10 protein-coding genes are annotated in these 17755 nt (G+C 55.6%); 2 read left to right on the top strand and 8 right to left on the bottom strand.

What is annotated here, in order from left to right:
• Positions 1-14: 14 nt before the first annotated feature.
• From LPW13_RS17490 to LPW13_RS17470, 5 genes are all read right to left on the bottom strand, one after another.
• Entirely contained in the window at positions 15-3731 is a 3717-nt protein-coding gene (locus LPW13_RS17490; RefSeq protein ID WP_230437280.1) for a pectate lyase family protein, read from the bottom strand.
• Between the two features lie 541 nt (positions 3732-4272).
• The gene (locus tag LPW13_RS17485; RefSeq protein WP_230437279.1) at positions 4273-5574 is read right to left on the bottom strand and encodes a TRAP transporter large permease; all 1302 of its coding nucleotides are present in this window, start codon (positions 5572-5574) and stop codon (positions 4273-4275) included.
• Between the two features lie 15 nt (positions 5575-5589).
• Positions 5590-6171, bottom strand: a complete 582-nt coding sequence (locus LPW13_RS17480; protein WP_377563950.1) for a TRAP transporter small permease — start codon at positions 6169-6171, stop codon at positions 5590-5592.
• Positions 6172-6276: 105 nt separating this feature from the next.
• Positions 6277-7269 (bottom strand): TRAP transporter substrate-binding protein, encoded by a 993-nt coding sequence (locus LPW13_RS17475; protein ID WP_288131653.1) that lies wholly within the window; start codon positions 7267-7269, stop codon positions 6277-6279.
• Between the two features lie 310 nt (positions 7270-7579).
• Positions 7580-8536 carry a sugar kinase gene (locus LPW13_RS17470; protein ID WP_230437276.1) on the bottom strand — a complete coding sequence of 319 codons (957 nt, stop codon included), beginning with the start codon at positions 8534-8536 and terminating at the stop codon, positions 7580-7582.
• A 520-nt stretch (positions 8537-9056) separates the two neighbouring features.
• Here LPW13_RS17470 and uxaC point away from each other — a divergent pair.
• Both uxaC and LPW13_RS17460 read left to right on the top strand, forming a co-directional pair.
• Positions 9057-10472 (top strand): glucuronate isomerase, encoded by a 1416-nt coding sequence (uxaC, locus tag LPW13_RS17465; RefSeq protein WP_230437275.1) that lies wholly within the window; start codon positions 9057-9059, stop codon positions 10470-10472.
• A 263-nt stretch (positions 10473-10735) separates the two neighbouring features.
• Positions 10736-12226: a mannitol dehydrogenase family protein gene (locus LPW13_RS17460; RefSeq protein WP_230437274.1), complete on the top strand. Its 1491-nt coding sequence runs from the start codon at positions 10736-10738 to the stop codon at positions 12224-12226.
• A gap of 222 nt (positions 12227-12448) precedes the next feature.
• Here LPW13_RS17460 and LPW13_RS17455 read toward each other — a convergent pair whose 3' ends face one another.
• The 3 genes from LPW13_RS17455 to LPW13_RS17445 all read right to left on the bottom strand — a co-directional run bounded on the left by LPW13_RS17455 (position 12449) and on the right by LPW13_RS17445 (position 17650).
• Positions 12449-15247: a TonB-dependent receptor gene (locus LPW13_RS17455; RefSeq protein WP_230437273.1), complete on the bottom strand. Its 2799-nt coding sequence runs from the start codon at positions 15245-15247 to the stop codon at positions 12449-12451.
• 32 nt (positions 15248-15279) lie between these two features.
• Positions 15280-16692, bottom strand: coding sequence for a glycoside hydrolase family 28 protein (locus LPW13_RS17450; RefSeq protein ID WP_230437272.1), 1413 nt, complete (start codon positions 16690-16692; stop codon positions 15280-15282).
• Between the two features lie 166 nt (positions 16693-16858).
• A complete protein-coding gene (locus tag LPW13_RS17445; RefSeq protein ID WP_230437271.1) occupies positions 16859-17650 on the bottom strand; it encodes a gluconate 5-dehydrogenase in 792 nt (263 codons plus the stop codon).
• Positions 17651-17755 lie beyond the last annotated feature (105 nt).

Raw genomic sequence — 17755 nt, 5'->3', positions numbered from 1 at the left:
GTTCAACGTTTTCATTACTGACAGGCGACCTCTCCGAGACCGATCACGTAATTCTGATCAAAGCCCAGCGGAGAGTTGAATGGAATTGCTCCGTCCCTACCTGCCGTGGCGATGATGTAATCCGCCATTGGCTGGCTGGCCGGTACGCTCTGTGTGGAGATGACATCGCGAGAATACTGGGTGTAACTCTGCGATAGATCACCCACGCTGCCGGAGGCATCGGTAATTTCGTACTCAATCGACGGATCCAGGTTACAGGCAGCATCTGAGTACCAAAGCAGAGAACCTTCGGTACGGAAATTTCCGCCGTCTACATCACGGGCCAGCTGGTCACCGCGTTCGTACAATCCCTGAACCGCGTCGTCTTTCTCCTGGTGATCCCAGTTGATCAGGAACATGTTGTCTTCCCACAGCACACTCGCGCCGACACGAACACTCAGGATGTCTTTGCGATAGTTCATGAAGAAGTTATTGAACATGTGTGAGGTACCGCGACGAATCAACGGAATACGGCGCAGGGTGTTACCCAGGCTTTCGTAGTGATCGTCGGTGGTAATAAACGCGTTGTGATGCATGGTGGTGGTGATCTGCTCGTTGATTTCGCGGCTGTCACTGGAACCATGCAGCGCGGCGCGCTTCACATTGATCAGCTTGTTGAAGGAGATGGTGATGTCGTAGGCACCCACCTTCACATCAAACGCCGCGTCACCGGTAGTGTCGAAGGTGTTTTTGTGAATCCAGATATCGTGCGACGCACCGGTATTACGGATCATGTCCGGATCCAGGCCGTGGTCTTCGGTATGGCCTGCGCCTCTGAAATCGAGGTGCGTCAGGATCACACTTTCAGCAGTCTGTACCGGCTGGCCGGAGCTGTCGCTGCCAATGGCAAAACCATTGAAACGGAAGTAACCGTTACTCAGACGACCATCGAGGGTTTTATTGGAACCGATCTTGGTATTGCGGATCGGTAGATCCTTGTCATTCAGGCGATTATTGTAGAACTCTGCTGCACAGTTCCCGCTGGAAACACCGTTATCGGAACACCACTGACGGTAGTCGATACATTGCGCTTCGGTACCGCCAATCGCCGCCTGTACCGAGCTGTCTGCGCAGTGATTCCGGTGCATGGAGATTTCGGTTTCGCTGGCGAAGTCGAACTTGTCGAACACAATCCAGTTGTGATCGTCACCGGTGACCGCATCCAGAAGCTGTTGCTCGACGCTGCGACCCTGCGGATCGTTTTTGCTGATCACGGTGAGCTGGCTGTTGCCGTTGGGATCAAAACCACCCATGGCATTTTCACCATAGCCCACGGCGCGGCCGAGGGTTTTGGAGAGGCACTCGACAATTTCCTGATCGGTAGTCAGCTCGGCGGAGTCGCGCCAGTTAACGTTCGGATCGGTCGCCAAAATGTAGCAGGCATTGCTCACTTCCGGTGATGGGAAGGCTCCTCCAGAAGACGAAGAAGTACCACCGGAGGATGAACTGCTGGAGCTGCTGGTGCCGCCAGAAGACGAGCTGCTGCTGGAACTACTGGTACCACCGGAAGACGAGCTGCTGGAACTACTGGAGCTACTGGAAGAGCCCCCGGAAGAGGAGCCACCATCGCTGCCACCGGCACAATCACCGGCCACCGGATCAATACCGGTGATAGCCATGTTGTCGATATTGGCGAGGCCGGAGCTGCCGGTCGCCTGCAGACGGATTTCGTTATAGCCCGCGTCCAGGTTGACGGTAACAGAGGCGCTATCCACATAGTTGCCCCAGGCACCGGAGTCGTCCATGGCGATGGAAGCCTGGCCGCTGCCGTTGATCAGCACCGCAGCCGGGCGATCTCCAGAGCCGTTGGCAAACGTCCACTGCAGCGTGTAGGTGCCCGCGGTGGGAACCACTACGGACCAGTCTACGCCCATACCGTTGTCATTTTCGGTGTTGGCGTAACCGAAGCCGGTGTAACCACTGTGCTCGGTTTCAATCGCACCGTCTACGGCACAGAAGCCCGCTGCCGTTTCCTGCAGAACCAATGTGGAAACAGTACCGCCGCCACCGCTGGAACTGCTGGAAGAAGAGCTGCCAGAACCACTACTGGAGGAAGAACCACCGGAAGATGAAGAGGAGCCCACATCACCGGTGGCATTGTAGACCTCGAACTCAGCGATCTGCGGCGCGCTCGAGGCAGAGTCGATCATCAGATCAATCTTGTCCATGCTCACATCGCCGAGATACACCTGCATCGCAGAACCGATGCCACTGCCGGAAGCGAGTTCTGCATTGTTATCGTGGTTTACCAGACGCCAGTTCCGCACGTTGTTGCCAATTTCGCGAATGATTACCGTGTTGAAATTGCCACCGAAATTTTTCGCGGAAATGCGTTCGCCGCTGGTGGAACCCGGCTGCCAGTAACTGGTGAGATCGCCATCTACCGCATTTCCGTAACTGGAACCGCCACCTTTACTGGAGCCGTCAGCATCGCCGGAAAGCGCCAGGTTCGGGCCCAGCTCACCGGGTTCGCCGCCACCGGAAGACCCGGTACCACCGGAGCTTGAAGAGGACGAACTGGAGGAGGAACTGCTGGAAGTACCACCGGAAGACGTTCCGCCGGAAGAGGAGCTGGAAGAACTGGAAGAGGAGCTGGAAGAACTGGAAGAGGAGCCGCCGGTGATTTCGCAGTTACCGTCGTCCACCAGCATCCCCTTGTTCGCACCCGCGGTGGCGGCAACAATCTGCGGTACGCAACCGGCATCGCTCAGAGAATAATTGTACGGAATACTGATGGAAGTAGTGGATACCGGATTGGGGCCGGCGGGATGATTATCATCGTCATCCGCAGTCCAGGTAATGTTGGACCAGATGTTGCCGTTTACTTCCCAGTAGCCCATATCATTGGTGTAGAAAGTGCCGAGCGGATCCTTGGAGTCCTCAATATAGTTGTGTTCGACTTTGATCTGCCCACCCACACGAGGGTTCATGCCGGACTTCTGAATACCGACATAATGGTTGTTGTAGGCGTGGGCAGTAGCACCGCGCAACAAGGGGGTGCGGGAGTCGATATTCTCATACAGGTTGTGGTGAAATGTAACCGGGCCGTTGCCGGTGTCGCCACTACTGGAACCGACGAGACCGCCGCGACCGGAGTTGCGCAACACACTGTAAGAAAGCGTGACGTACTTGGTATCCGCTTTCATATCGAACAGCGCATCGTAACCGTCGTCTTCACCACCGGAAGCTTCCAGGGTGAGGTGATCTGCCCACACATTGTAGACACCACTTTCCATCCCGATGGCATCGCCGCCGTTTGAAGTCGGAGAGCCGGATTTCTTCACGTTGCGCACGTGCAGATTTTGCAGAACGATATTGGATGCACTGCGCAGGTGAATACCCAACTCATCAAACAGCGCACCACTGCCCACACCGATAATCGAAACGTTGCTGACTTCCTTGATTTCGATTTTGTCGTCGGCGGTATTACAGCTATCACCGGATACCTTGCTGGTATTACCGTGATTGATGGTGCCTTCCACGTGAATAATAATGGGGGTATCACTGGAGGGGCGATTACACAGGGCGGCGTGGATTTCGGTACCGGTGGTGGCATATACCACATTACCACCAGCACCGCCGGTTGTGCCGCCGTTCAAAGTGGCGAAGCCATCTTCCGCGGAGACGCCCGCAGACATGACGCCGCCCAGCAATGCACTCAGCACCGCCGTCTTTTTCAGCTTGAATTGCATGTGACCTTCCGTATTTATTATTAGAAGTTAATTAAGACGATCGGCCACAGAGCCATGGCGGGGTGTACTGACACCCCGAACAATGGCCCCCCGGATACTGCAGAAGGGGGAAATTCGGACCAATCATCATCGCTGTGGGCGGCGATACAGCGGGGTCCGCCCGATTATTGGTTTGCCACTATTTTTTTACAGCCTTATATTTTGATCATATTGGCAATACCAAAATGCAAGAAAAGGTTAGTCAGATTCAACCTGCATGTAAAGCCTGTGCCAAAAAATGTATTACCAATATTTAAAAAGTGTGCAGCACTGCCCGTAATCACATGAAATCAAATGAAATAAACGACTGAAATGTGACTTGGAGTAGAGGCACCACGCCAATTTCACAGTAAACGACTCGAATTGCTCGGCTTTTAAAATACACAAAAATATTCAATCGCAAAAAACCGGCCTGACAAATGAGCAAAAAAAAGCCGGGCGTAAAAGCCCGGCAAGTCCATCCTGATGATGCGAGGAAAATACGCTTACATGCGCGTGAAAACTATTCGATCAATCCAAATGCCCGCGGCAGAAATTCACTGATACCCGGGATCAAGGTCACCAACGCCAGTACCACAAACATCATGATGTACATGGGTAACAGGGGCCGAATCAATGCGGTAATAGAGGTTTTGGAGATACTCGCCCCCACAAACAGTACGCTACCCACCGGCGGCGTACACAGGCCGATACAGAGGTTCAGGATCATGACGATACCGAACTGCAGGGGTGACATACCCAGCTCTGTCACTACCGGCAGGAAAATGGGGGTAAAGATCAGCACTGCCGGCGTCATATCCATAAAGGCGCCCACGGCGAGCAGGATCAGGTTGATGGTAAGCAGGATCAACAATGGGTTTTCGCTGATGGTCACCAGCGCCTGACTGATGGTCTGCGGAATATTCTGGTAAGACATGATCCAGGACATCGCCGAAGAAGCCGCGATCAGGAACATGACGATTGCGGTGGTTTCGACGGACTTCACCAACAGATTCGGCAACTGGTCCATCTTCACTTCTTTGTAAACCACACAGGAAAGCAGCAGCGAATACAGTACGGCAATCGCACTGGCCTCGGTGGCAGTAAAGAAACCGCTGATGATGCCGCCGATCACGATAAAGATCAGCAACAGACTGGGTACCGCGTCGACGGTTTTTTCCAGGACTTCTTTCAGGGTCGGCTTTTCACCGACCGGGTAACCCTTCGCTTTTGCCCACACACCACACACCATCATCAGGCCGAGGGCGAGTAGCAGGCCCGGCAGATAGCCGGCAATAAAAAGCGCCGCGATGGACACGCCACCGCTGGCGAGGGAAAACACGATCAGAATATTGCTTGGCGGAATCAACAGACCGGTAGTGGATGAGGCCACGGTCACTGCGGTGTTGAAGTTTTTGTCGTAACCCTCTTTGGTCATGGACGGAATCATGAAACCGCCGATGGCCGAGGTCGCCGCCACCGCGGAGCCGGATATGGAACCAAACAGGGTGCAGCTGATGATATTGACGAAGGCAAGACCGCCCGGGAGCATACCGACAAGTACCCGGGCAAAGTTGATGATGCGCCGGGCGATACCACCACTGCCCATCAACATACCGGAGAAAATAAAGAACGGAATGGCGAGCAAGGCGAAACTGTCGATACCACTGGCCATTCGCTGGGCCATGGTGATCATCGCCGGATCAAAATCGATGGTGCACAGCATGGTGAGCACAGTGGCGGCACCAATACTGATGGAAATGGGAACATTCAGGGCCAGAAGAATCAGAAAACTGACTAGCAATACAATAACTGCAACTTCCACGGTGACTCTCCTTGCTTACGCTTCGACAGCGTCGGGCTGTTTTTGTTTTTCTTTCTGTCCGTTCCCTTCTGTCTGCGTTTCTGCGTCAGCATCAGTGTAAGGGTGAACATCGGAGTCGAAATCCGCAGGCTGTTCGGTCTTCGCGGTCGCCAGTTCGATCAGGTGATCCACAGAGAACAGACAGATCAGCACACCGGAAAGGGGCAGCACGCTGTAGACATACCCCATGGGCACGTTCAGTGCCGCGGAGGTCTGTTCAAGCTCGAAGGTAAGCAACATCAGCTTGGTGCCGCCGTAAACCATTGCCAGGGCGGCAAAGGCAAAGCACACCAGTACCACAAATATCTGCAATACTCGGCGCGCGTTACCGTGCAGGGCGTTGGTCAACAGATCGATACCCAGGTGGGATCTTTTACGGTAGGCATAGGCACCCCCCAGCAGGCCAATCCACACCAGCAGGTAGCGGGCGAGTTCTTCGGTATAGGAGCTCGGCTGCATGGGCAGGAAGCGGGTGAGGATCTGCCAGGTCACATCCAGCACCATCAGTGCCAGCAGTGAACCGAGCACCACCGCCAGTGCTTTCTCGATTTTTTGCATCATCTTTGCCTTCCACTTTTTATGATTATTCAGTGGGCTTAATTTTCCGTGTTCTTATGTTTCTCGCAGGCGCCTGTTTACAAACACCTGCACGGATCCACATCGTTAGTTGATGGCTTTGATCTGCGTCAGCAGCTCGCCCAACTCGGTCCCCTGGTAGCTGTCGTGCAGGGGCTTCACCGCATCGATAAATGGCTGCTTGTCCGGGTAGATCACCTCAACACCGGCGGCTTTTACCGCTGCCAGGGATTCTTCGGTAGATTCCTGCCACAGCTTGCGCTGATAGGTCACCGCTTCCGCTACTGCCTGGTTCAGCCATGCCTGCTGTTGCGGTTCCAGCTTGTTCCACACCTCGGTGCTGATCAGCAGCAGGTCGGGCACATAGGTGTGCTCGTCCAGGGTGTAGTACTTGGAAACTTCGTAGTGCTTGGAAAGGTAAAAACTGGGGGGATTGTTTTCGGCTCCGTTCACCACCCCTTGCTGCAGGGCGGTGTAGAGCTCCCCCCAGCTGACGGGGGTGGCGGCACCGCCGAGGGTGTTGACCATTTTGATCGCGGTCTGGCTGTTCTGGACGCGGATTTTCTGGCCACTGAGATCCGTCGGGCTCTGTACCGCAATGTCGTTCATGTAGAAGCTGCGGCTGCCGGCATCCAGGTATCCCAGGCCGCGCAGGCGTGCGTCTTCACAGGCGAGCAGCAGCTGTTTGCCAATGTCGCTCTGCAATACATTCCAGAAATGTTCGGAATCGCGGAAAACATATGGGAGGTTGAAGACCTTCATCTCCGGCACAAAGCCCTCCATGGGGCTGGCGGAAACCTTGGTCATGGCCAGGCTGCCAATCTGCAACAACTCGATCAGCTCGCGCTCACTACCCAGCTGACCGCCAGAGTAGATGTCGATACGCATGGAGTCGCCTGACAATTCCCGCAGGCGTTCATCCATAAACACCATGGCACGGTGTACGGAGTGCTGCTGGTCGAGCGTATGGGCCAGCTTGAGGGCCACCTGATCGTCTTTGAATCCACAACTGGCCAGTGCGAAAGCGGCCGTTGCCAGCGCCGCCGCGGCCAGCGGACGCCATAGTTTATTCGTTATCATCATCTCTACCTGCGGACTGTTGTTATGTGTTACAGGTGCTGCTTTTGTGCAGTTATTGTGTGGTGCAGTGTCTCGGTACCATATCCAGGACACCGGGCTTGGCGCCGTAGTCATGCTGTCTCGACACCATGACGGCAGACCAAACTGGTCAGGCCATTGTATCGGCAGTGGTCAGGAGGTGCAATCGACAAACCGAAACAGCCCACCCAGCGGTATCGGCTCTCCCCTCTCCGCCCTCTAAAAAGATAAATACTACGCCAACTCCGCCGCCAATTGCTCACTTTTCAAGCGACCAACTATCAACCGAGCGTCAGCCGGGCTCCACCTCCGGTTCCACCGCCAAATACTCAGCGCGGGGGATAATCGCACCGCGGTGCCCGATCACCCGCGCGGCACAACGGTTGCCCGCGGCAATGGAGGCCTCGGGACTGGTGCCCTGCAGGCGCGCGGCGAGATAACCGGCATTAAAAGAATCGCCGGCACCAGTGGTATCCACCACCGAGGATACCCGCGGCACATCAATGGCAGACAGCTCGCCATCAAACTGCAGCAATACCGGCTCGGCGCCGCGCTTGATCACCAGCTCAGACACACCGAACCCGGTATTGCGCTTCACGCAACTACCGGGACGCTTGTCACCCCATAACGCCTGCTCATCTTCGAAGGTGAGCAGCGCCATATCCGTCTGCTGCAGAAATTCTGCCACCGCCGCGCGCGCCGTATCGGCAGACGCCCACAAGCGGGGACGGTAATTGCTGTCGAAGGCGACACGGCCACCGCGGGCACGATAGCCCTCGAGGAAGGTCAGCAGTTCCGCGCGGGCTTCCGGAGTCATGATCGCCAGGGTGATTCCGGACAGATAAATGCAGTCCATCTCCTGCAGGTATGCCGCCAGCGCTTCGCGGCGAGTCGCGTCCGCAAACAATTCCCGCGCTGGCGCCTCGCCGCGCCAGTAGGTGAAGTAGCGCTCACCGTCGGGGGTGTTCTGGATCATATACAGGCCCGGGCAACGTCCGGGCAGGCGCGCAATGGCACTGGTATCGATACCCTCACCCGCCAGGCGGGTGAGTACTTCCTCACTGTAGGGGTCATCCCCGAGCAGGGTCACGTAGCTGACATCGACGCCGCCACGGGCGATGTACACGGCGGTATTGTAGGTATCCCCGGCGTACGACTGCGCCAACAGCGCCTTGCCGCCCTGCCCGCTATCAACCGACGCCTGCGGCGCCAGCTCTACCATTACCTCTCCCAGTGCTGCCAGTTTCACGCGACTCTCCCACTCTGTTTACTGTATTATCTAATGGTCATTATTACTATATGAAAGACAACGGCCCTATGAGAGATACAACGATCTACATCTCTTTTCAGGGTAAGTCCGGGCGACAAAATACCTCAGTCGTAAATGCCTTACCAGAATGGTTGACTGGTATAACCAATTTTTGGCACCATGGCAACAACTGGCGCTGACCAGCGCAACGCACCGGAGAGCAAACACGCTCTCTGATGTCTTGCCAGACAGTGTACGGTTTTCTCCATCGCCTGGCGCATGGGGTCGGGGGACTGGTTTGGACTCCCCGATCTGGAATTGGCGCACGCTGCCCGCTCCCGGCCGGTCATTGCTGCTGGTAATTGATCGGACATCGGGAGCCGGGCTTTTCTTCTGCGCGCCCCCCTATGCCCCGACACCGACGGAATCCGTAACGGTGGAAGAAAACAGAACAGAATAAACTCTGAAATCAATACACAGTTCACTACATCAATAATTCCCGATAACTGGAAGCAATCCCATGACACGCCCTCTGATCCTGCATCCTGACCGTCTGTTTCCGGCCGATAAAGTCAGCCGGGATATCGCGCGTAAACTTTACGAGAGCGTCAAAGACCTGCCGATCATCAGTCCGCACGGACATACCGATCCGTCCTGGTTTGCCGATAACGAGCCGTTCGGCAACCCGGCGAATCTACTGATCCGTCCGGACCACTATGTGTTCCGCATGCTTTATTCCCAAGGCGTTTCCCTGGAGAGTCTGGGTATCCGCACCCAGGACGGTACCGCGGTAGAGCAGGATCCACGCAAGATCTGGCAGATTTTCGCCGAACACTATTATCTGTTCCGCGGCACTCCGTCGCGCACCTGGTTGGATACGGTATTCCACGATGTATTCGAACTCGACGTACAGCTGAACGGCGACACCGCACAGGATTACTACGAGCGTATCGACAGCTACCTGCGCCAACCGGAATTCCGTCCGCGCGCGCTGTTTGACCGTTTCAATATTGAGGTAATTGCCACTACCGAATCTCCGCTGGACGATCTGCGTCATCACCAGAAAATTCTGGACAGCAACTGGAATGGCCGCGTGATTACCGCGTTCCGTCCAGACCCGGTGCTGGACCCGGATTTCGAAGGCTTTACGGATAACCTGGCGCAGCTGGCAGAGATTACCGGTGAGGATACTTCCACCTGGTCCGGTTACCTGGCGGCGCTGCGCAATCGTCGCGAGTTCTTCAAAAAGATGGGGGCAACCTCTACCGATCACGGTCACCCGACGGCGACCACTGCCAACCTGAGTCAGGCTGACGCGGAAGCGCTGTTCCTGAAGGTCCGCGACGGCAACTGCAATGCGGAGGATGCCGAGCTGTTCCGCGGTCACATGTTGACCGAGATGGCGCGCATGAGTATTGAAGACGGTCTGGTGATGCAGATTCACCCGGGCTCTTTCCGCAACCACAATAAGGTGGTGTTCGAACGCTTTGGCCGCGACAAGGGCTGTGATATTCCATCGCAGACGGATTATGTACACGCGCTGCAGCCGTTGCTGGAGGCGGTGGGTAATGAGCCAAACCTGACCATCATTCTGTTTACCCTGGATGAAACCAGCTACAGTCGCGAGCTGGCGCCGTTGGCGGGTCACTACCCGGCGCTGAAGCTGGGCCCGGCCTGGTGGTTCCACGATAGTCCGGAAGGCATGCGTCGCTTCCGCGAGCAGGTGACGGAGACTGCCGGTTTCTACAATACCGTGGGCTTTAATGATGACACCCGCGCGTTCCTGTCCATCCCTGCCCGTCACGATGTGGCGCGTCGTATGGACTGTAACTGGCTGGCGCAGCTGGTAAGCGACCACCGCCTGCAGGAAGACGAGGCCTTCGAACTGGCAGAAGACCTGGCCTACAATCTGGCAAAGAAAGCTTACAAACTCTGATCCCCGGGACCGCGGGGCTCCAGCTCCGCCTGCAGGGCGCAGAGCCCTGCCCATACAAGTTCTTTATAGAACTCAATGGCGCCGGAGCACCAGGTATCTGTTTTCTGAACCGAGCTGGGCGCCCCCCTGGGAACCCATCCCTGGGCGCTGCGGCGCAAACATCCTGTTTGCGACGCTTCTGAAAACAGATACCCGGCTCTCCGGCTTCGTATCAAAGTTCTGTACTTCGCAAGCCAAAAATTTACTCAACCGAGTAGAACAATATGAGCCAAGAAAGACTCAACAACAGTATTCTCGAAAACCTCCCCCCGGAGGTAATCAAGCCGGCCTATGACCGCAGTGAAGTCACTACCGGCATCGTGCACCTGGGTATCGGTGCCTTCCACCGTGCACACCAGGCCTGGTACACGGAAAACCGTATCACCGCCGGTGAAAAAGACTGGGGTATTGTGGGCGCGAGCCTGCGTTCCGCCGGTGTGCGCGATCAGCTGGTGCCACAGAATGGTCTCTACTCGGTGGTAGAGAAATCCAATGCGGGCACCAAGGTGCAGATCGTGGGTGCGGTCAGTGATGTGTATGTGGCGCCGGAGAGTCCGCAACAGTTACTGGAGCTGCTGGCCCAGGAGAGTGTGCGTATTGTTTCCCTGACCATTACCGAGAAGGGTTACTGCCACGATCCCGCGAGCGGCAATCTGAATCCGCAACATCCTGATGTGGTCCACGATCTGGAAAATCCGCAACAGCCAAAGTCTGCGCTGGGCTTTATTGTCGGCGCACTGCAGCTGCGTAAGGAACGCGGACTGCCGGGCTTTACTGTACTGTCCTGCGACAACCTGCCATCCAACGGCCACCTGCTGGGCCGGGTACTTTCCCAATACGCGGAGAAAGTCGACAGCGAGCTGGCAACCTGGATCGCAGACAATACCACCACCCCCGCGACCATGGTTGACCGGATTGTGCCGGCGACCACCGATGAGGACCGCAACGAGCTGGAAAGTATTCTCGGCTGTCGCGACGAGGCGGCGGTGATGGCGGAGCCGTTTTCCCAGTGGGTGGTGGAAGACAATTTCCTGCGCGGACGCCCCGAGTGGGACAAGGCCGGGGCGATGTTTGTAGACGATGTAGAAGTGTACGAGCTGATCAAGCTGCGCCTGTTGAATGGCTCCCATTCCATGCTGGCTTACAGCGGCTATCTAGCCGGCTGTGAAACGGTGGCCGACGTGATGGCGGAGCCGGCGTTCAACAAGCTGGCGCTGCACTTTATGCAGACTGAGGCCACCACGTCCATTGATGTACCGGCGGACTTTGATATCGCGGCCTATCAGGCGCAGCTTATCGAACGCTTCGAAAACCGAGCCCTGCGCCACCGCACCTGGCAGATTGCCATGGATGGATCGCAGAAGATCCCCCAGCGCTGGTTGGGTACCCTGCGCCAGCAGCTGGCAAACGATGGGCCCATCGACGTGGTGAGCTTCGCACTGGCAAACTGGATCCGCTATGTTTCCGCCGTGGATGAGCAGGGCAACGAGATCGAGGTTTCCGACCCGTTGGCCGCGGAGCTCAAAGCCCTCTGTGATCAATACAAGTCTCAGGGCGCCCGCAAGTTGGCAGCGGCGTTCCTCGCCTTCACACCGGTATTTGGTGATGATCTGCGCGAGAGTGCACGCCTGCAGGAAAAACTGAGTGACTGGCTGCAGAAGCTGGAAACCGAGGGCACCCTGGCCTGTGCACGCAAGTACTTTGCCGAGATCTGAATCTGTTTTTGTTTGTTAATTGATAGTTATCTTCTCGCTTATTTCCGTTCCTTAGGAAAATCCCGCGGCAAGCCGCGGGATTTTTTTTGTTTGCGGTGCGGTGAAAGTAAAGCGTAAAAAAGCCGGGCAATTGCCCGGCTAAAGAAGATGATATGAAAACCAATTGTATCGCCTACCCGGGCCCATTCTTATAAGACCCGGGTACTCGATACCTGCTATGGATCAGAAGTTAACCCGCAGGCCTACCAACACTTCGCGACCGGTGCTGTTGTATTCGCGCACCAGATCCATGTCACCCAGCGGACCAGTGGTATACAAGCGCTCAGCCTCATTGGTGAGGTTGATCGCTTCCAGCGTGATGGTCGCGTAGTCGGTCACGTTGTAGAACGCAGACATATCCAGGCGGGTCGGCCCAGTGGTGCCGTGAGAAGCGTTGCCGTTGGAGCCGGTCTGATCCGTCACGTAATCGTCACGGCTGTTCAGCATCAGACGACCACCAAACAGGTCCGTCTCGTAGTAAACACCCGCGTTATAGCTATTCTCAGACAGGCCTTCCAGGGAACCCCGCACACCGTTGCCGAAATCAGCCCGGGACTGTACATGGGTATAGTTGGCCAGCACACCGAAATTACTCGCCCAGCCCGGCAGGAAGCGCAGCGGCTGCTGGTAGGACAGCTCGTAGCCGTTCAGGTCCGCGCCTTCACCATTGACAGAGGTGGAGATATTCCAGCCATCGTCGTCTGGGTGAATGGCATTCGGTTCGTACAGCGGGCTGCTTGGGTCATATTCCGGACGCGCCGCCACAATCGCGCGAATGTCAGCAGGCAGAGTCTGGTTTTCCAGGGTTTCTCCGGTGGTAAAGCTTTCAATCTGTTTGTGGAACAGGGTCAGCGCCAGTACAGATTCTTCCGCAAAGTACCATTCCAGACCAAGATCTGCAGAGTTGGCCCGTACCGGTTCCAGATTCGGATTGCCGATACTGACGTTGCCGTTGATCGGAGTAACGCTGACGGTGCCGGCGAGGCTGCCGAGCCCTGGACGGGACATATTGCGCGCAATGCCGAGACGCAGCAGCAGGTCCTGTTCCAGTTCCAGTACGAAGTTCGCGGAGGGCAGGATTTCGGTATAGCTGCCTTCGCGCTCGACGGGAGCAAAGCCGCCTTCGCCATCACTGGAGACTCCGCGGGAAGTCACCTTGGTATCAACAATACGCAGGCCACTGTTGACGGTAAACGGCAAGCCAAGCAGCTGGGTGTAGACGTTCGCTTCTACGTAACCGCCGAGGGTTTCCTCTTCGATATCGTAGGTACTGGAATCATCTTCATTCAGCGCCCAGTCTCCGACTCCCCAAGCTGCAGCAGCAGCGTCGTAATCGGCTACCAGCCAGGTGTTGGGGTAGCCGGACGGGGCATCAATACCATCGGCGTAATCGCCTACAACGCTGCCCAGCGAAGTGGCGAGGTTGGCATCGACTACAGCGCCGTTGAGATCTTCGTTAATGTTGATGGCATCCCAGCGCTCAGAAGCGACCGCACGGCTGTTCCAAATCAGACCGGTTTTAATACTGGAGCTGTCACCTTCGATGGTGAAGTCTGCACGGAGAGTATCGTTTTCACGCTCGACGATGTCGCGACGCAGGGTAGGACCACTCCACACATAGTTGGAAGCGTCGAGAATATCAAAGCCGTAATCCATTTCGGCAATATTCTTGTCTTTCTCGAAAGAGTAAGAGAAGCCATGCCCTTCCGCTGCGGTCTGATTAAAACGCAACTGGTCTTCGGTGTGCTCAGAGGTGGCATTACCGTACATCAGGTCCAGCACCATATTGTCGGCGATATCGAACTGACCGGAAAGTACTACCTGGGTGAAGTCGGTTTCACTGAACTGTCCGCGGCTTTCGGAACGCGGCGTGACGTTGTCGAATTCACCGGCCACAATGTAACGTCCCGTGGGATCGAGGGTTACGCTCGACGGAGAGATCTGATCGTAGGTGTTGCGGAACTGTGCGAAGTAGTTGTACGAGGTGACGTCGGCCTTCAGGTTGGAAGTCAGCACATCCAGTGAGAATTCCATCGAGTCCGTCGGACGGAACTGAACGGAGGAAGTGAGACCGAGGCGTTCCTGATCGCGGTTGAAGGAATCCATACGCGGCAGACGCGGGGTCCACATGTAATCCAGCGAACTGTCTGCAGCTACATCTTCACCGGGATTATTTGCGCCGGGATTTGGTGTTCCGTTAATGGTTACATCGGAATCACCGTTGGCCCAACTCTGGCCATTGGCTACCGGGCTGGTCCAACGTACAGAACCGAAACCTTCCTGGCGCACAGTGCGCTCGGAATAGGCCGCACTTACCAGTACACCCAGCCTGTCATCCATAAAGGTATTGCTGTACAGGCCGGTCAGGCGCGGGTTATCTTCTCCGGCAAAGCTGTCCGCCATCATCTGACCACTGAAGGCGACCTGCTGGCCGGGGTTGTCAAACGGACGCGCGGTAGAAAGCTCTACAGTAGAAGCAAGACCACCTTCTTCCACAGAAGCGATGGGAGACTTGTGGATGGTAATCTGATTGAACAGCTCAGATGCAAACACGTTGAAGTCAAAATCGCGACCGCGGTTGACACCGCCGGATGAATCGAGACCACCGGTACTGGAAGGCACTTCCATACCGTTCAGGGTGGTGCGGGAAAAGCCCGGGCCGAGGCCGCGCACGGTAATTTTGCGACCTTCACCACCTTCGCGGGAAATTGCCACACCCGGTACCCGCTGCAGGGATTCCGCCAGGTTCAGATCCGGCATTTTCCCCATGTCTTCGGCAATGATGCTATCGGTATTGTTGGCACTGTCACGCTTGGTGTCCAATGCGCGCTCCAGGGACTGACGGAAACCGGTTACCGTAAGCTCTTCCAGCGTGGCATCGCCAGTGGTCTGGGCTTCTGTTTCGGTTATCGGCTCCTGTGCCATCACCGGAGCGGTGAAGGCCATCGCCAGAACTAATGGCTTGATTTTATAGTTCGCCATTTTTCTCTCTCCTCGTTATGGTGGTTAATACCCTATTTTCGCCAGCTCAATACACCATCAATTCGCTGACTTCCAAGTTGCACCTCTTTGAACTCCAGGTTCACGGCATTCTCGATGATCATCGGTGTCTCTACCTTACCCACCTGAATACCCTTGAATAAAACATCTTTCAGCGGTGCCGCCTCCGGCGCATGCACTTCCAGAAACGTGCCCACCTCCTGCACCTCAATATTTTCAAAAACAATGTCCTGATATGTGGATGGGAAGAATCCACCCAGCTCTCCCGGGTAATTCAGCTGAAACCAGAACAGGTTATCGAAGGATTCAACCTTGAGATTTCGCAACCGCACATTCTCCACCAGGCCACCACGGTCGAGGTTTGCCTTGAATCGAAAAGCAGAATCACCGTTGCGCAGCACATTGTCGGTAAAGAAGACATCGCGGATACCACCTGACATTTCACTGCCGAGGGCGATACCGTCCTCACCACCCATATCGTTGTTGCGAACCACAATACGCTCACTGGGAACCCCGATGGTGCGACCATCCAGATCACGGCCAGACTTCACCACTACAGAGTCATCGCCGGTACGAAACCAGCTGTGTTCCACCAGCACGTTACTACTGGATTCGATATCCACACCGTCGTTATTCGGAAAATGGCTTTCCACACGAATACCGCGCACGGTTGCGTGATCCGTGTAGACAAGGTGGTTGATCCAGAATGGGGAATTGAGTGTAGTAAAGTCTTCCAGCAAGACGCGTTCGGCGTGGAAGAACTGAACCAGGGGGGGACGCAGATAGGTTCCCTCTGCAAACACGCGCTTTTCCACCGGTATCCCTTTAGCCCCCATTTTACGCAGCCTCTGCATATCGGCAGACTGCTTGGGATGCCAGCTTTTAAATCGGCTTTCTGCGTTGCCATCGATCACGCCTTCACCGGTAATTGCCACATCTTTCACATTGGCTGCATAGACCAGCGGAGAATAGGTATAAAGCTCAGTACCTTCCCAGCGTGTTTTGACTACCGGCAGATAGTGTTCCGGCTCAGGGGAGAATTTCAGTGTTGCACCTTTTTCAAGATGCAGGTTTATGCGGCTTTGTAGTGCTACCGGCCCTTTACTCAGCCATTCCCCTTTGGGAATAACTACCCGACCACCACCCGCTCCCACAGCCGCATCGATTGCCGCCATAATTGCTGGGCGTACATCGCCACCGGATTGTTGATGGTAATCGGTAATAAGAAATTCACGATCGGGAATATTCGGCAGTTGAATACCATCGACAATTTGATCTGCAAGAGCCCACTCATCCGTATGGTATTCGAGACTGAGAGCGGAAACAGAAAATGTCGTACTCGCAATACACGCACACACGGAAAAAAGCGCGCAGGGGTGCATAGTCCGGAGCAGGCTGCCCCAAACGGAGAATATCATCGCGTACATTGTTGCTCCCGGAGGAAGTTTATTAAATGTTATTTCGCGAGAGCCCGCTTGTTACACCAAACGGGGGCTCCCGACCCTCTCACTCACACCCTGAGAGGGAAGCAACTTTTTTTGTGGGAATTACCCAGAAGTACTCAGCGGTTTAAACACCCGCTGCGCAGGAATATCACTCGTTAGCCGGCTTACCAATAGTGGCGAGAATACCGCCATCCACGTAAATGACCTGACCGTTCACGAAGTTACTCCCTTCACTGGACAGGAACACCGCAGCGCCCTGCAGATCTTCCGGATTACCCCAGCGCCCCGCGGGCGTACGGTTGATAATGAAATCATTGAACGGGTGGCCGTCAACACGGATCGGCGCGGTCTGGCTGGTAGCGAAGTAGCCAGGTCCGATGCCGTTAACCTGGATACCATGACGGGCCCACTCGGTAGCCATATTCTGGGTCAGCATTTTCAGGCCGCCCTTGGCGGCAGCGTAGGCAGATACGGAGTCGCGCCCCAGCTCACTCATCATGGAGCAGATATTAATGACTTTACCGGCACCACGCTCGATCATGCGTCTCACCACCGGGCGGCTCATCACCATTACTCCGGTGAGGTTGGTCTGCAGTACCTTGTTCCACTCGGACAGTTCCATCTCCAGTAGCGGTACGCGGCGGATGATACCGGCGTTGTTCACCAGTACGTCGATCGGTCCCTGCTCCTGCTCGATCACCGCGACCATTTCATTTACCACCGATTCTTCGGTGACGTCGAACAGGTAGCCGTGAGCGTCGCAGCCTTTTTCGCGCAGTGCGGAAACAGCGTTATCCAGCTTCTCCTGAGAGGAGTGACCGGTAATGACCAGCTTGGCACCGGCGTTACCCAGCCCCTCTGCCATCGCCATACCCAGGCCATGGGTTGCGCCGGTTACCAGGGCGAGTTTTCCGGTTAGGTCAAACAGTGATTTGGACATAAATTTACTCCAGTTTTTCGGTAGATCTGCTGCGCTTATCTACCCTACGGGGATATGGGAAACCATTTCAGCAGGGTGGATAAGCACAGCGCACCCACCGCTCAG

Source organism: Microbulbifer celer (genome assembly GCF_020991125.1).
Lineage (GTDB): Bacteria > Pseudomonadota > Gammaproteobacteria > Pseudomonadales > Cellvibrionaceae > Microbulbifer > Microbulbifer celer.
The sequence above is the reverse complement of the archived record's forward strand: the minus strand, read 5'-3'. Positions and strand labels throughout refer to the sequence as shown.

Coding starts and splice junctions, on each gene's coding strand:
- LPW13_RS17490 (WP_230437280.1), bottom strand. CDS start 3,731: ATGCAATTCAAGCTGAAAAAGACGGCGGTGCTGAGTGCATTGCTGGGC.
- LPW13_RS17480 (WP_377563950.1), bottom strand. CDS start 6,171: ATGCAAAAAATCGAGAAAGCACTGGCGGTGGTGCTCGGTTCACTGCTG.
- LPW13_RS17475 (WP_288131653.1), bottom strand. CDS start 7,269: ATGATAACGAATAAACTATGGCGTCCGCTGGCCGCGGCGGCGCTGGCA.
- uxaC (WP_230437275.1), top strand. CDS start 9,057: ATGACACGCCCTCTGATCCTGCATCCTGACCGTCTGTTTCCGGCCGAT.
- LPW13_RS17460 (WP_230437274.1), top strand. CDS start 10,736: ATGAGCCAAGAAAGACTCAACAACAGTATTCTCGAAAACCTCCCCCCG.
- LPW13_RS17455 (WP_230437273.1), bottom strand. CDS start 15,247: ATGGCGAACTATAAAATCAAGCCATTAGTTCTGGCGATGGCCTTCACC.
- LPW13_RS17450 (WP_230437272.1), bottom strand. CDS start 16,692: ATGTACGCGATGATATTCTCCGTTTGGGGCAGCCTGCTCCGGACTATG.
- LPW13_RS17445 (WP_230437271.1), bottom strand. CDS start 17,650: ATGTCCAAATCACTGTTTGACCTAACCGGAAAACTCGCCCTGGTAACC.